This window comes from Sphingomonas sp. 7/4-4 (assembly GCF_027941955.1).
Lineage (GTDB): Bacteria > Pseudomonadota > Alphaproteobacteria > Sphingomonadales > Sphingomonadaceae > Sphingomonas.
The window spans coordinates 1,974,110-1,988,580 of sequence record NZ_CP115960.1; the positions used below are offsets into that span (position 1 = coordinate 1,974,110).

At 65.7% G+C, this 14,471-nt stretch carries 12 protein-coding genes and 2 pseudogenes; 10 read left to right on the plus strand and 4 right to left on the minus strand.

Annotated elements, in window-relative coordinates:
- Nucleotides 1–1,125 carry a mechanosensitive ion channel family protein gene (locus PIB19_RS09835; protein WP_271240663.1) on the plus strand — a complete coding sequence of 375 codons (1,125 nt, stop codon included), beginning with the start codon at nucleotides 1–3 and terminating at the stop codon, nucleotides 1,123–1,125.
- A gap of 2 nt (nucleotides 1,126–1,127) precedes the next feature.
- On the plus strand, nucleotides 1,128–1,505 hold the full coding sequence (locus tag PIB19_RS09840) for a VOC family protein (RefSeq protein WP_271240664.1): 378 nt from the start codon (nucleotides 1,128–1,130) through the stop codon (nucleotides 1,503–1,505).
- Between the two features lie 6 nt (nucleotides 1,506–1,511).
- Here PIB19_RS09840 and PIB19_RS09845 read toward each other — a convergent pair whose 3' ends face one another.
- From PIB19_RS09845 to PIB19_RS09855, 3 genes and pseudogenes are all read right to left on the minus strand, one after another.
- Nucleotides 1,512–2,111, minus strand: coding sequence for a DUF2167 domain-containing protein (locus tag PIB19_RS09845; protein ID WP_271240665.1), 600 nt, complete (start codon nucleotides 2,109–2,111; stop codon nucleotides 1,512–1,514).
- Complete coding sequence (locus PIB19_RS09850) at nucleotides 2,108–2,398, minus strand: DUF2167 domain-containing protein (protein ID WP_271240666.1); 291 nt, start codon at nucleotides 2,396–2,398, stop codon at nucleotides 2,108–2,110. Before PIB19_RS09850 ends, PIB19_RS09845 begins: the two co-directional genes overlap by 4 nt.
- Nucleotides 2,399–2,492: 94 nt before the next feature.
- Nucleotides 2,493–5,425: pseudogene (locus PIB19_RS09855) on the minus strand (L-glutamate gamma-semialdehyde dehydrogenase).
- Nucleotides 5,426–5,582: 157 nt separating this feature from the next.
- Between PIB19_RS09855 and PIB19_RS09860 the strand changes: the two are divergent.
- The 6 genes from PIB19_RS09860 to PIB19_RS09885 all read left to right on the plus strand — a co-directional run bounded on the left by PIB19_RS09860 (nucleotide 5,583) and on the right by PIB19_RS09885 (nucleotide 9,694).
- Entirely contained in the window at nucleotides 5,583–6,014 is a 432-nt protein-coding gene (locus PIB19_RS09860; RefSeq protein ID WP_271240953.1) for a MaoC family dehydratase, read from the plus strand.
- Nucleotides 6,015–6,025: 11 nt separating this feature from the next.
- Nucleotides 6,026–7,201, plus strand: coding sequence for an acetyl-CoA C-acyltransferase (locus PIB19_RS09865; RefSeq protein WP_271240667.1), 1,176 nt, complete (start codon nucleotides 6,026–6,028; stop codon nucleotides 7,199–7,201).
- Between the two features lie 201 nt (nucleotides 7,202–7,402).
- Nucleotides 7,403–8,353: a glucokinase gene (locus tag PIB19_RS09870; RefSeq protein WP_271240668.1), complete on the plus strand. Its 951-nt coding sequence runs from the start codon at nucleotides 7,403–7,405 to the stop codon at nucleotides 8,351–8,353.
- A gap of 44 nt (nucleotides 8,354–8,397) precedes the next feature.
- Nucleotides 8,398–8,877, plus strand: a complete 480-nt coding sequence (locus PIB19_RS09875) for a pyridoxamine 5'-phosphate oxidase family protein (protein ID WP_271240669.1) — start codon at nucleotides 8,398–8,400, stop codon at nucleotides 8,875–8,877.
- A gap of 40 nt (nucleotides 8,878–8,917) precedes the next feature.
- Complete coding sequence (locus PIB19_RS09880; RefSeq protein WP_271240670.1) at nucleotides 8,918–9,286, plus strand: YkvA family protein; 369 nt, start codon at nucleotides 8,918–8,920, stop codon at nucleotides 9,284–9,286.
- A gap of 51 nt (nucleotides 9,287–9,337) precedes the next feature.
- The gene (locus PIB19_RS09885) at nucleotides 9,338–9,694 is read left to right on the plus strand and encodes a hypothetical protein (protein ID WP_271240671.1); all 357 of its coding nucleotides are present in this window, start codon (nucleotides 9,338–9,340) and stop codon (nucleotides 9,692–9,694) included.
- A 12-nt stretch (nucleotides 9,695–9,706) separates the two neighbouring features.
- Here PIB19_RS09885 and PIB19_RS09890 read toward each other — a convergent pair whose 3' ends face one another.
- Complete coding sequence (locus PIB19_RS09890; protein ID WP_271240672.1) at nucleotides 9,707–10,936, minus strand: polyhydroxyalkanoate depolymerase; 1,230 nt, start codon at nucleotides 10,934–10,936, stop codon at nucleotides 9,707–9,709.
- Nucleotides 10,937–11,223: 287 nt separating this feature from the next.
- On the opposite strand from PIB19_RS09890, the gene PIB19_RS09895 reads away from it, so the two are divergent.
- Together PIB19_RS09895 and PIB19_RS09900 are read left to right on the plus strand one after the other, a co-directional pair.
- A complete protein-coding gene (locus PIB19_RS09895) occupies nucleotides 11,224–13,005 on the plus strand; it encodes an ABC transporter transmembrane domain-containing protein (RefSeq protein WP_271240673.1) in 1,782 nt (593 codons plus the stop codon).
- Nucleotides 13,006–13,132: 127 nt separating this feature from the next.
- A pseudogene (locus PIB19_RS09900) lies at nucleotides 13,133–14,295 on the plus strand (saccharopine dehydrogenase family protein).
- The last annotated feature ends 176 nt before the right edge of the window (nucleotides 14,296–14,471 follow it).

Sequence of the window (14,471 nt, forward strand, 5' to 3'; positions counted from 1 at the left end):
ATGACCACCAACAAAGCCCCGATTCTCCCCGAAGTCGACCTTCAGACCCAGACCGAAGCGCTGGTTCGCGATTCCTCGGTCTGGGTTCAGTCGCACTGGCTCAACATCCTGATCGCGGCCGCCATCGCCACTGCCATCATCGTCGCGCTCTATGCGGCGCGCGGCTGGGGCATGCGGCTGTGCAGGCGCGGCGAAGGCGTAGCCAATTGGTATTCGATTCTGGGGCGCGCAGTCGCCAAGACCGGAACCTTCTTCATCATCATGGTCGCGCTGCGGCTGGTGTCGAAATATGCCGGCGCGCCGCCGATGGTCGAAGCCACCATCCAGTTCCTCTTCACCATCGCCGCGGTGTTCCAGGCGGCGATCTGGGTGCGTGAGGTCATCTTCGGGCTGGTCGAGCACCGCACGCACGGCGACGATGCCGGCACCGGCCTCGCCAGCGCCCTCGGCATCATCCGCCTGCTGGTCACGATCGTGCTGTTCGCGATCGCGCTGGTGATGGTGCTCAGCAATCTCGGCGTGAACGTCACCGGCCTCGTCGCCGGCCTCGGCATCGGCGGCATCGCCATCGGCCTCGCCGCGCAGGGCATCTTCGGGGATTTGATCGCGGCGCTGTCGATCATCTTCGATCGCCCCTTCCGCCTGGGCGACAACATCAAGTTCGGATCGAGCGAAGGCGTGGTCGAGCAGATCGGCCTCAAGTCCACCCGGCTGCGCGGCGCGGCCGGCGAGTTGCGCATCGTCTCGAACCGCAAGCTGCTCGACAACGAGATCCTCAACACCAGCGATCGCATCCGCAATCGCTTCAAGTTCATCTTCAACCTCGGCTACGATACGCCGCCCGAAGTGGTGGATACGCTCCCCGAGCTGCTCCGCGACGCCGTCGAGAGTTCGGGCTACAAGATCAATCACGGCGGGATCACCGGCTTCAGCGCGACGGGGCTCGATTACGATGTCGAGTTCGAATCGCAGGGTATCGATTTCCCGCCCGAAGCCCGCGACAAGGTCGCCGCCGCGATCCTCGCGCGCTTCCGCGATCACAAGATCACCTTCGCCTATCCGACCCAGCTCAATTTGATTGCACCCGAACGCCCCTTTCCGCCGTTGCAGGGCAAGGAGGAATGACCATGCTCTCAGACTGGAACAGCTCCGCGATCGTGCCCTGCAGCGACGTGGCCACCGCCAAACGCTTCTACACCGAGACACTGGGCCTGCCGCTCGCCGAGGATCATGGCGATGTGTTCGCCGTCCACACCGGCGGCACCCGACTCAATGTCTACAAGAGTGCCTATGCCGGCACCAATCAGGCCAATGCCGTGGTCTGGGACGCCGGCGGCGAAGTCGAGGCAATCGCCGCCGATCTGCGCGCAAAGAGCATCAAACTCGACGAATATCCCGACGGATTCGACGCAGTCCGCGACGGCGTCCACGCGAAAGGCGATTTCCGCGCGATCTGGTTCCAGGACCCCGACGGCAACATCCTCCACGTCAACGGCACCGGCTGAGGTCCCCTAAATCGTGCCTTCATCCCCGTCCTTGCGGCCGAAGAACTTCCGGAAGAAGCCCAGCGCCGCCGCGCCGAACGCCGCCAGCCCGATCAGGATCACCTTGCCGAACTTGAGGATGATCGCCAGCAGCCCGACCTTCTTGGCCACGCCCAGCGCCACCCCGCCCGCGACCAGCCCGGCGAGCCCATATTCGGCAGCCTTGTCGGTCGACGCGTTGAAGTCGGTATAGGCCGCGCCGGGCTCGAAGCGCACCGAGCGGCCGAAGCTCTGCGCCGCGGTGCGGACGTCGCCCAGATCCTTCATCGACGCGAGCATGTTGAGGCTGAGCACGCCGGTCCGCCCGAGCAGCCGCACGTCATAGTTGAGCCCGTTGACCGGATCGCCTTCCAGCGCGAGTTCGCGGGCCCAGATCAGCGCATGATTGCCGGCATCATAAGCCGGCGGCTGCGCCCATCCGACGAGGTGCATCGCCGGATAGCCGGCCTGCTTGCGCTCGGCATTCTGCGATTCGGCGCCTTCCTGCATGCCCTTGAGCACGGTGCCATAATCCTGGCTCTGCGCGTCGGTATCGGCGACGTGCCCGGTGTCCTCATAGGTGATCACCGCCCCCAGACATTGTCGAAGACCGTCGTATCCTTCGCCAGCACCATGCCCAGCACGCCGTCGGCGGTTTCGGGCGGGTTGTGCCAGCCCTCGACGAGCACCCGCTTCGCGTCGGCGGCTGGCAGGAAATAATAGCGGTCGCCCAGATGCATCACCGCCTTGGCCTCGGGAATGCGCACGTCGCCGGTCTGCGGATGCAGGCTCTTTTCCAGCGCGGCCAGCGCGGGTGGAAGCGCCCGGGCCTCGGCCTTGGGCGCATCCTTCGCCCCGCCGGCGCCGCCACGCACAACATCACCGCCAGCGCCGCCGCGCTGCTCCCCCAGTTTCGCATGCCCTGTCCCCCTCTCGGCCGTGCATTCGGCCCCCGAGAGGATTGGAACTTCAGACGCCGCCCTCGTCAAGCGAAAGCAGCGTCGCGTTGCCGCCGGCGCTGGTGGTGTCGACCGACACCGAACGCTCGGCGCAGAAGCGCTGGAGATAATGCGGCCCGCCTGCCTTGGGCCCGGTGCCCGACAGGCCTTCGCCGCCGAACGGCTGCGATCCCACCACGGCGCCGATCATCGAACGGTTGATGTAGAGATTGCCGACCCGCGCCCGTGCCTCGGCCAGTTCGCCCGATCGGGCGATGCGGCTGTGCAGCCCCATGGTCAGCCCGAAGCCCTTGGCGTTGACCCGCGCGATCGTCTCTTCCAGCTCGCCCGCTTTCCACGTCGCGACATGCAGGATCGGCCCGAACCATTCGCGGTCCAGATCGTCGATAGACTCGAGCCGGATCATCGTCGGCGGCACGAACAGTCCGCTCGCCGGCACGGTCAGCGTCTTGAGCCATTTGCCCTTCACGCCTTCGCGATAGCCCATCAGCTTTTCGTATGAGGGCCGGTCGATCACCGGCCCGACATCGGTCGCCGGATCACCGGGATCGCCGATCACCAGAGTCTCCATCGCGCCGCGCAGCATTTCGATCACCGGCTCGGCGATCTCCTCCTGCAACAGCAGCAGCCGAAGCGCCGAGCAGCGCTGACCCGCCGAGCGGAATGACGAAGTGAGCACATCGGCCACCACCTGCTCGGGCAAGGCCGTCGAATCGACGATCATCGCGTTGATCCCGCCCGTCTCGGCGATCAGCGGCACGATGGGCCGGTCGTCACCCTCCAGCAGTGATCGCGCGATCTTCTTCGCGGTCGGCGTCGATCCCGTGAAGGCGACGCCTGCGATCCGCGGATCGGCGGTGATCGCTGCGCCAACCTCTGGTCCGCCTGGAAGGAGTATCAGCGCGTCCTCGGGCACGCCCGCCGCGTGCGCCAGCCGCACCGCCGCCTGCGCGATAGCGGGCGTCTGCGGCGCGGGCTTGGCGACGACGGTGTTGCCGGTCACCAAAGCCGCCACGGTCTGACCAAGGAAGATCGCCAGCGGGAAGTTCCACGGCGCGATCGTCGCCCAGACGCCACGCCCTTCCATCCGAAGCTCGTTGCGCTCACCGGTCGGCCCGGGCAGCGTCACCGTCGCCAGATCGGCGCGCGCGCGCGCGGCGTAATAGCGGCAGAAGTCCGCCGCCTCGCGCACCTCGCCCAGCGCATCGGGAATCGTCTTGAACGCCTCCTTCACCGCAAGCGCCATCAGCTCGATGCGGTTCTCCTCGAGGCTGTCGGCAAGGCGTTCGAGGATCGCAGCGCGTTCGTCGACGCTGCGCATCGACCATTCGGGAAAGGCCGAGGCGGCACGATCGATCGCCGCTTTTGCGTCCGACGCGCTCGCGGCCGCGACGGGCTCGGGCATCGGCATGATCCCTATCGCCGTCGCTGTCTCGCGCAGCGTGCCCCGCTCCTGCAGGTCGATTCCGCCCGAATTCTTCCACGCCCCGAACAGATCGACCGGCAGCGTTATGCTCGGATGCCGCGTCCCGCCCACCGCCGCGATCTTCTCGACCGGGTCTGCCAGCAGTTCCGCCTCGCTCAGATGCTCGTCGGCGAGCTGGTGGACGAAGCTCGAATTCGCCCCGTTCTCCAGCAATCGCCGCACGAGATAGGCGAGCAGGTCGCGATGCCCGCCCACCGGCGCGTAGATCCGGCAATGATAGCCTTCCTCGCGCACCAGCCGCTCGTACAGCCCCTCGCCCATGCCGTGCAGCCGCTGAAACTCGAAGTCGCGGTCCTTGCCCGCCCAATCGAGGATCGTCGCCACGGTCAGCGCATTGTGGCTGGCGAACGCGGGCACGATGTTCTTCGCATCGAGCATGTCGCGCGCGCAGGCGAGGTACGACACGTCGGTCGCCGCCTTGCGCGTGAAAAGCGGATAGTCGGAAAGCCCCTCGACCTGCGTGCGCTTGATCTCGCTGTCCCAATAAGCGCCCTTGACCAGCCGCACATGCATCGGCCGGCCGAGCCGGTCGGCCCAGCCGATAACCGCGCGGGCACGCTTGCCATAGGCCTGCACCGCCATGCCGAAGCCGTCCCAGCCCTTGAGCTCGGGACGCTTCGCCACTGCGCCGATGATGTCGAGGCTCATCTCCAGCCGCTCACTCTCCTCGGCGTCGACGGTGAGCGGGATCCGCTGGCTGCATGCCTCGGAGGCAAGCTGCGCGAGCATGTCGGTCAGTTCGGGCACGCATTTGTCGTATTGCGCGACCTCGTAACGCGGATGCAGCGCAGAGAGCTTCACCGAGATCGAATGCCCCGCCCTGGGATCGCGGCCGACCGCCCGGATAGCTTCGAAATAGGCCTCGAAGTAACGTTCGGCGTCCGCCTTGGTCCGCGCCGCCTCACCGAGCATGTCGAAGCTCGCGGTGAAGCCCTGATGTTCGGGCTTCTTCATTCGCTTGGTCGCCTCGTCGATGGTGCGGCCCATCACGAAGACCTCGCCCATCATCTTCATCGCCGCGCCCACCGCCTGGCGGACGAACGGCTCGCCGGCCCGGCTGATCAGCCGGCGCAGCGTGCCCCTTGCTCGCCTACCACCGCGCGCCCCAGCATCAATCCCCAGGTCGCCGAATTGACCAGCGCCGAATTCGACCTGCCGGAATGCGCCTTCCAGTCGGCATCGCCCAATTTGTCGGCGATCAGCAGGTCGGCGGTCTCGGGATCGGGCACCCGCAGGAATGCCTCGGCGAGACTCAGCAGCGCGACGCCTTCGGACGAGTTCAGCCGATATTCCTGGAGGAACTGGTTCACCCAGCCGCGGTTCTGCGCCGCACGCAGATCGGCGAGCAGCGCCAGCGCATGATCCATCACCCGCCCGCGCGACTCGGGAGTGAGCCGTGCGCGCTCGAGAAGCGGCTTTAGAACATCGGGTTCGGCCGCGCGGTGCAGTTTTGCCATGATTGCGCGAGGAGAAGACGCTACGTCAGTCGACATTTTCAAATTCTCGGTCGGGTGAGGCTTGCGAGAGCCCCACCGGGGTCATTAGATGGGGCTGCGCTATGTAAGAAAATTGCGCGGGAGAATAGTGTCGGTGGCAACGATCAGCGTCCAGCAGATGGCCGAAAGCGTCGGCACCGAGCGCGTCTCCGACTGGGTCAAGGTCACGCAAGGCATGATCGACCAGTTCGCCGAAGCGACCGGCGATCACCAGTTCATCCATGTGAACCCCGAAATGGCCGCTAAGACTCCCTTCGGCGGAACGATCGCGCACGGCTTCCTGTCACTCTCACTGATGCCGATGCTTGCAGCGACGACCGATACGCCGGGGGTCGAGGGTGTGAAGATGGGTGTCAACTACGGTGGCAACAAAGTCCGCTTCCTGACGCCCGTCCGCTCGGGCAAGCGTGTTCGCGGCCGCTTCAAGCTGCTCAAATTCACCGAGCGCAAGCCCGGCGTCTGGGAACAGGTTCAGGAATACACCCTCGAGATCGAGGGCGAGGAAAAACCCGCGCTGATCGCCGAATGGATCGCGCTCATTTACGTCTGAGAGGAACAAAAATGCGCTCCGCAGTCATCGTCTCCACCGCCCGCACTCCGATCGGCCGCGCCTATCGCGGCGCGTTCAACGCGCTTCCCGCCCCCACACTCGGGGCAGCCTCGATCCGCGCCGCGGTCGAGCGCGCCGGCATCGACCCCGCCGAAGTGCAGGACGTCGTCTTCGGCGCCGCGCTCCAGCAGGGCAGCCAGGCGGCCAACATCGCGCGTACAGCGTTGCTCCGCGCCGGACTCCCCGTCTCGGTCGCCGGCATGTCGGTCGACCGCCAGTGCGCTTCGGGGCTGATGGCGATCGCCACCGCCGCCAAGGAGATCATCGTCGACAATATGGATGTTGCGATCGGCGGTGGCGTCGAATCGATCAGCCTCGTCCAGACACCGGCGATGCGCGTCGAGCCCGACCGCGAGTTGCTCGCGATGCACGGCGACATCTACATGCCGATGCTCCAGACCGCCGAAGTCGTCGCCGCGCGCTACGGCATCGGACGCGATCGCTGCGACGAATATGCCCTCCAGTCGCAGCAGCGCACCGCCGCCGCGCAGGCCGCGGGCAAGTTCGACGACGAAATCGTCCCCGTCACCGCGACGATGAACGTGACCAACAAGGAAACCAAGGAAGTCTCCCAGAAGGAAGTCACGCTCTCGAAGGACGAAGGCAACCGCGCCGACACCACGCTGGAGGGGCTCAAGGGCCTCAACCCGGTGCTGCCGAACGGCACCGTCACCGCCGGCAATGCCAGCCAGCTCTCGGACGGCAGCTCGGCCAGCGTGCTGATGGAGGAATCGCTCGCCTCGAAGCGTGGCCTCACCCCACTAGGACGCTATGTCGGCATGGCGGTCGCGGGCACCAAGCCCGACGAGATGGGCATCGGCCCGGTCTATGCGATCCCCAAATTGCTCGAGCGCTTCAACCTCAAGATGGACGATATCGGCCTGTGGGAGCTCAACGAGGCATTCGCAGTGCAGGTGCTCTATTGCCAGGACAAGCTCGGCATCCCGGGCGAGCTGCTCAACGTCAATGGCGGCGCGATCTCGATCGGCCATCCTTATGGCATGTCGGGCGCACGCATGACCGGCCACGCGCTGATCGAAGGCAAGCGCCGCGGCGCGAAATACGTCGTCGTGACGATGTGCATCGGCGGCGGCATGGGCGCGGCGGGGCTGTTCGAGGTCCTGTGACGCCCGCTTGATCGGCATCGCCGCGGCGCATCTGCGGCGATGTAACAGCCGATGTAACAAGTTCCGCTTGCTTCAAGGACGACTAGCGCCATAATCCCCTGACAACGCTGCCATTCGATAATGTTGTTGTTTCTGTAACGAGTGTTAGCGATACCAGCGTCGAAGCCTCTGCAAAAAGAGGCAATTACAGGAGGGGCCACCATGGCCGGGGACGTGGCGCTGGTGGCCGATATCGGCCGCCAATCGGTTCGATTTGGCCTGACCGGCGGAGACGCAGGGCTGATGCCGCGTGACGTCCGCAAATACATGACCGTCGAGCATCCCACCTTCACCAGCGCCCTGGTCGCCTATCTGGGCGGCGTCGGGCTGCGGGAAGCGCGCCTGCCGAGCGTACTCGCGGTGGCCGGCGCAGTGCGCGGCGACCTGATCAACCTGACGGGCAGCCGCTGGTACATCTCGCTCTCAGGCGTCGAGGCGGTCCTCCGCGTTCGCCCGCGCGCGCTCAACGAATGCGCCGCCAACGCGCTCGCGCTGACCATGCTGCCGACCGCTGCCTTCACGCCGCTTCAGGGGCCGCCCCCGCGGCTGGTCGAAACGGGCGGAAGCTATGTCGTGATCGGCACCGGGACCGGCCTCGGCGTCGCAGCTCTGGTCACCGCAAACGGCAAGCTCGCCCCGATCCAGACCGAAGCTGGCCACATGTCGTTCGCCGCGGCCACCGCCGACGAACGCACCTTCGCGCAATATTGCACGTCGAAGGGCATGACCTTCGACATCGAGACTCTGCTCAGCGCCCCGGGCCTGCTGCTCGCTTATGAAGCGCTGTCGGGCGGCAAGAAGCTCGAAAAGCCCGAGGACGTCACCCGCAACATCGGCCGCGACCCGGTGAGCACTGCGGTGGTCCGCATGTTCGTCGAGCATCTCGGCAGCTTCGCCGGCGATCTGGCGCTCGCTTACGGCGCGTGGGACGGCGTTTTCCTCACCGGCGCGATCGCTCGCGCACTCCATCCGCAGCTGATGGACCCGGGCTTCCGCCGCCGCATGGAGAGCAAGGCCGCGTTCCGCCGCCAGCTCTCCGAAGTGCCCGTCTCGCTGGTCAACCGCAACGATCTGGAGCTGCTCGGCGCCGCCGCCGCCCTGGGGAACGCCTGAACCACCGCGTCGTTACTCTCCGGAACGCAATCCGGGAGCGCATCATGGCCGATATCGCCGAACTCAAGAAGGATCTCTGGTCGAAAATGTCCGACAGCCCGTTCGTGATGATCGGGCTGATGGACGGCGGGCACAGCATCCCGCTCACCGCCCAGCTGGACAAGGATCAGGTCGACACCCTGTTCTTCTTCGTCGGCAAGGACAATCGCCTCGCCAAGGGCGGCCCGGCGATGGCGCAGTTCGTGTCCAGGGGGCATGACTATTTCGCCTGCCTTGCCGGCGCCGCGCGGGTCGACAATGATTTCGCGATGATCGACAAATTATGGAGCCGCTATGTCGAGGCATGGTTCCCCGGCGGCAAGGACGATCCCAACCTCGCTTTGCTCCGCTTCGACATCGACAGCGCCGAATTGTGGGAAACGGACATGTCGGTCTCCGGCGCGCTCAAGATGCTGTTCGGCGGCAAGATCAACGGCAGCGAGGAAGGCAGCCACGTGGTTGTCGGCACTACCGCCGAAAGCTGAGGCATTGACCGCGGGAGCCGGGCGCGCGAAGTCCCGAACCATGGGCCCCTCGCTTGCGCACCGCATCCGCACCGAAGCGCACGCCGTCTGGCTCGCGGCACGCGATCCGCGGACGCCTCTATACGCCAAGCTGTTCGGCTTGCTGATCGCCGCTTATGCGCTCTCGCCGATCGACCTGATCCCCGATTTCATCCCCGTGCTCGGGCTGGTCGACGACGTGATCCTGATCCCGATCGGGGTGTGGCTGTTCGAGAAGATGATCCCGCGCGACCAGTTCGCCGAACACCGTGCCAAAGCCGAGATCGCGACCCGCCGCCCGGTGAGCTGGGGCGGCGTGCTCATCGTGCTCACGATCTGGGGACTGATCGCGCTGCTCGCATGGAGCGCTTTGGTCACAGCCTATGATTGAGTCCGGCCCTATTGCCAGCATGCGTCATCCTGTCATGCTTCGGCTCCACGAATGGCGTTCGAGGGGCTGAGAAATATGAATTCTGATCTTCGGAACCGGCTGGCCGGGCTTCTATTCTGTGCGGCCGGCGTGGCACTGGGCTGGTGGGGCATCTGGTTGCCGCTGCAGGCGGCCCGCGCACAAATGCCGGAGGTGCGCTACCATCTCGAGATATTCGCCCTCGTGCCGCTCACGCTCGTCTTCGGCCTGTTTCTGGTCATCGCCGGCGACAAATGGGCCTATCGCGATGCCGCACGGAACAGGCTCACGCCCACGGGCTGGGTGCTTTTCGCCATAATCGCGATCTGCGCCGCCGGGTCGTTCTTCTGGCTGAAGAGCACGTTCGCCGAGCTCGGCTACCAAGGCTAGATCTCGCGGCGATCAGCCGTGCGCGGCGATCCAGCTTTCAAGCACCGGCGCGATCTTCGTCCGCCACTTCGAGCCGTTGAAGATGCCGTAATGGCCGACTTCGGGCGCCATGTGGTACTTCTTCAGCTTCGCCGGAAGCTTGTCCGCGATGGTCAGCGCCGCCTTGGTCTGGCCGAGCCCGGAGATATCGTCGCGCTCGCCCTCGATCGCGAGGATCGCGACGTCGGTGATCGCCGACGGATCGACCTTGCGGCCGCGGTGCCGCATCTCGCCTTTGGGAAGGGCATGCGCCTGGAACACCACGTCGATCGTCTGGAGATAGAATTCGGCGGTCATGTCGCAGACCGAGCGATATTCCTCGTAGAACTTCATCGTCGAATCGGCGCCCTCGCCGTCGCCATCGACGAGATGCCGGAACATCTCCCAATGGCTGACCATGTGGCTGCCGAGGTTCATCGTCATGAACCCCGCGAGCTGCAGGAAGCCCGGATAGACCCGCCGCCCCGCGCCCGCATAGGTCGCCGGGATCGTCGCGATCACATTCTGCGCGAACCAGCTGTGCGGCCGCTCGGTCGCCAGCGTGTTGACTGCAGTCGGCGCCTCGCGCGTATCGATCGGGCCGCCCATCATGGTGAGCGTCTTCGGCCGGTTGGGATGCTTGTCCGCGCTCATCAGCGCCGCGGTCGCGAATGCCGGGACCGAAGGCTGGCACACCGCCAGCACGTGCGGCCGCGGATCGCCTTCGGCGCCGATATGCTCGAGGAACGCGACGAGGTAATCGATATAATCATCGAGATCGAAGCGCCCGTCGGCCATCGGCACCAGCTTCGCGTCGCGCCAGTCGGTGATGTAGACGTCCGCCGTGGGGAGCATCCGCTCGACCGTGCCGCGCAGCAACGTGGCGTAGTGGCCCGACATCGGCGCGACGATCAGCAGCTTGGGGCCGCCTTCCACGCCCTCGCGGACGAAGCGCTTCAATTGCCCGAACGGCATCCGCAGCACGATTTCCTCGTGCACTTCGATCTGCTTGCCATGGATCGTGGTGAAATCGAGCCCGAAATCGGGCTTGCCGCGCGGCGCGGAAGCGTGTGCGAATACTTCGAGCGCCGAGGCGAGCACCGGTCCGCCGCCGAAATAGGCAAAGGGATTGGCCGGATTGTTGAGCAGGCCGGCGGAGAAGTTTGCCCATGCGCTGGCACCAGCCAGGAGCGAGCGTTGAATCTCGTAAGCGTCGTAGAGCATTCAATTCCTTCCACCGTCACCCGTTGGAACGGCGGCGACTTATCAGACTAATAGATCGCGCCGTGCTGCGGTGCAACGTTGTCATACCAGATGTTCCAAATATGAGACGAGTTGCCAGTCCCTCTCCCTTTGGGAGAGGGAGGGAGCCGACGAAGTCGGCGGAAGGGTGAGGATCGAGCTGCCCTCACCCTTCCCACCGCTTCGCGGCGGGCCCCTTCCCTCTCCCGATGGGAGAGGGTGAAAAGGGACGGTTCCCCTCTCCCGCCAATCGCGCTAGGCCGCGCGCCATGTCCGATCCCGCCCCGGCGCCCGCTCCGCAATCGCGGCGCAAGCTCAGCAACCTGCTCGTCGTCTGGAGCTTCACGCGCCGCTATCCGCTCCAGCTCGCGGTGGCGACACTGGCATTGGTCGCCTCGTCGGTCGCGACCCTATGGATCCCGCGCACCTTCAAGCAGATCGTCGACAACGGCTTCGCCAAGGGCGCCGACACGAGCACGATCAGTGTCTATTTCCAGGGCCTGCTGCTCGTGGTCCTCGTACTCGCGATCGCCACCGCGGTGCGTTTCTTCTTCGTCTCCTGGGTCGGCGAGCGCACCGTTGCCGACATCCGCATGGCGGTTCACCGCAATCTGCTGCGCCTGCCCCCCAAATGGTTCGAGGAAAACCGCCCGTCGGAGATCGCCTCACGCCTCACCTCGGACACCGCGATCGTTGAAATGGTCGTCGGCAACACCGTGTCGACGGCGCTCAGGAACCTGCTCACCGGCGTCGGCGGCATCATCTATCTGTTCACGCTCGCACCCAAGATCGCTGCCTTTCTGCTGGTCGGAATTCCGGTGATCGTGCTGCCGATCGTCTGGCTCGGCGGCCGGGTTCGCGCCCTCTCGCGCTCGAGCCAGGACCGCGTCGCCGATATCGGCTCGATCGCCTCCGAGACTCTCGGCGCGATGCGCATCGTCCAGGCTTTCGGGCAGGAAAAGCGCGAGGCCGAACGCTTCGAAGGTGCCGTCACGCGCAGCTTCGCCGCCGCCAAGCGCCGGTTCGGGCTGCGCGCAGTGATGACCGCCGCAGTGATCGGCCTGCTCTTCACTGCGATCACGTTGATCATGTGGGACGCGGTGTACGGCGTCGCCGAGGGCCGCATCTCGGGCGGTTCGATCACTGCCTTCGTGATCACCGCCGGCCTCGTCACCGGCTCGTTCGGCGCGCTGACCGAAGTCTATGGCGAGCTGCTCCGGGGCTCGGGCGCCGCCAGCCGCCTCGCCGAGCTGTTGCGCGAACAGCCCGATATCGCCGCCCCGGCCGATCCGACGCCGCTTCCGCAGCCGCCGCTGGGGGCGGTCGCTTTCGAGCATGTCACCTTCCGCTATCCGACCCGCCCCGAAGTCGCGGTGCTCAGCGATTATGCGCTCGACATCCGCCCCGGCGAGACCGTCGCGGTGGTCGGCCCCTCAGGGGCGGGCAAATCGACTCTGTTCCAGTTGCTCCAGCGCTTCTACGATCCCGAAGCAGGCATGGTTCGCGTCGACGGCGTCGATATCCGCCAGGCCGATCCGGGCGAGGTCCGCGCCCGCATGGCGATGGTGCCGCAGGAGACGGTGATCTTCGCTGCCTCGGCCCGCGACAATCTCCGCTACGGCGCATGGGACGCCGGCGACGAAGCGATCTGGGCCGCCGCCGAGGCCGCCAATGCCGGTGATTTCCTGCGCGAGCTTCCCCAGGGGCTCGACACTTTCCTCGGGGAAGGCGGCGCGCGCCTGTCCGGCGGCCAGCGCCAGCGCATCGCGATCGCCCGCGCATTGCTCCGCGACGCCCCGATCCTGCTGCTCGACGAGGCCACCTCCGCGCTCGACGCCGAAAGCGAGCGGCTCGTCCAGGACGCGCTCGAGCGATTGATGGAGAACCGCACCACGCTCGTCATCGCCCACCGCCTCGCGACGGTGCGTGCCGCTGATCGGATCATCGTGATGGACGAAGGCCGCATCGTCGAGACGGGCACGCATGCCGAACTCGTCGGCGCGAGCGGCCTCTATGCGCGGCTCGCAGCGCTGCAGTTCAACGACGCCTGATCCTCGCACCGGCTGAATTGCGCGCAGGCTGGCGTTGCCGGGCTTTTCAGAATATCGGGTATGGTCGAAGCGGCGCGCGGGCCGGATGCCGGCCTCAACCAATGCGCCTATCGGTATGGAGAGAGAAATGGCCGACCGCGAATTCGAGATCATCGTCTATGGCGCCACCGGCTTCACCGGCCGCCTCGTCGCCGAATATCTCGCGGCGAACTACCGCCAAGTGAAATGGGCGATGGCCGGCCGTTCGCTGACCAAGCTCGAGGAAGTCCGCGACGAGATCGGCGCGCCCGCGAGCACGCCCCTGCTCACCGCCAATGCCGACGATCCCGCGGCGCTGAAGGCACTCACTGCCCGCGCGCAGGTCGTCATCACCACCGTCGGTCCCTATCAGCTCTATGGCGAGCCCTTGCTCGCGGCCTGCGTCGAGACCGGCACTGCCTATGTCGATCTGTGCGGCGAGCCCAATTTCATGCACGAAATGATCGGCAAATATCAGGACGCCGCCAAGGCCAGCGGCGCGCGGATCGTCTTCTCGTGCGGCTTCGATTCGATCCCGTTCGATCTTGGCGTATGGACCGTGGAACAGGCCGCGATCGCGAAGTTCGGCAAGCCCGCGCCACGCGTGAAGGGCCGCGTCCGCGCGATGAAGGGCACCTTCTCGGGCGGTACCTTCGCCAGCGGCAAGGCAACTGCCGCCGCCGCGATGAAGGATCCCGCGGTGTTCAAGGCGCTGATCGATCCCTTCGCGCTCACGCCGGGCTTCGAGGGGCCGAGCCAGCCCAAGGGCGTGCTGCCCGAATATGACGAAGCCGTGGGCGGCTGGGTCGCGCCGTTCATGATGGCGGTGATCAACACCAAGAACGTCCACCGCACCAACTTCCTCGCCGGCCATCCCTATGGCGAGGATTTTCAATATGACGAGATGATGGTCGCGCCCGGCATCGGCGATATCGGCAAGGCCGCGGCCGAGGCGATCGCCAAGATGAACCCGATGAACTCGGACAAGGGCCCCGCCCCGGCGAAGGCCCGGGCAAGGAAGAGCGCGAGACCGGCTATTACGACATCGCCTTCATCGCGGAGATGCCGTCGGGCGAGCGCATCACCGCAAGTGTGAAGGGCGATCGCGATCCCGGCTATGGATCGACCAGCAAGATGATCGCCGAAAGCGCGCTCTGCCTGATCCGTGACGTTCAGGGCGAAGGCGGTATCTGGACTCCCGGCGCGCTGATGGCCGAGCCGCTCAGGAAGCGGCTGGAGGCACATGCGGGGCTGACTTTCGCGATCGAATGACCGCGCTTGCAATGTAGGATTTCGAGTGCTGGGATCGGGCGGTCGGCTTATTGCCGCCGCTCTTTCAACCTGGTGGATAAATGGGATTGCGCGAGAATTGCGCGCAAGAATGTTACAAAATGAATCGCGTTTCCGCCAAAGGAGTCAAGTTAAGGTCCGTCGAACGCGTTTTGCCG

What these genes read in the sequence shown, in the direction of transcription:
- PIB19_RS09835 (WP_271240663.1), top strand. Translation starts at nt 1, where the DNA reads ATGACCACCAACAAAGCCCCGATTCTCCCCGAAGTCGACCTTCAGACC.
- PIB19_RS09840 (WP_271240664.1), top strand. Translation starts at nt 1,128, where the DNA reads ATGCTCTCAGACTGGAACAGCTCCGCGATCGTGCCCTGCAGCGACGTG.
- PIB19_RS09860 (WP_271240953.1), top strand. Translation starts at nt 5,583, where the DNA reads ATGGCCGAAAGCGTCGGCACCGAGCGCGTCTCCGACTGGGTCAAGGTC.
- PIB19_RS09865 (WP_271240667.1), top strand. Translation starts at nt 6,026, where the DNA reads ATGCGCTCCGCAGTCATCGTCTCCACCGCCCGCACTCCGATCGGCCGC.
- PIB19_RS09870 (WP_271240668.1), top strand. Translation starts at nt 7,403, where the DNA reads ATGGCCGGGGACGTGGCGCTGGTGGCCGATATCGGCCGCCAATCGGTT.
- PIB19_RS09875 (WP_271240669.1), top strand. Translation starts at nt 8,398, where the DNA reads ATGGCCGATATCGCCGAACTCAAGAAGGATCTCTGGTCGAAAATGTCC.
- PIB19_RS09880 (WP_271240670.1), top strand. Translation starts at nt 8,918, where the DNA reads ATGGGCCCCTCGCTTGCGCACCGCATCCGCACCGAAGCGCACGCCGTC.
- PIB19_RS09885 (WP_271240671.1), top strand. Translation starts at nt 9,338, where the DNA reads ATGGCGTTCGAGGGGCTGAGAAATATGAATTCTGATCTTCGGAACCGG.
- PIB19_RS09890 (WP_271240672.1), bottom strand. Translation starts at nt 10,936, where the DNA reads ATGCTCTACGACGCTTACGAGATTCAACGCTCGCTCCTGGCTGGTGCC.
- PIB19_RS09895 (WP_271240673.1), top strand. Translation starts at nt 11,224, where the DNA reads ATGTCCGATCCCGCCCCGGCGCCCGCTCCGCAATCGCGGCGCAAGCTC.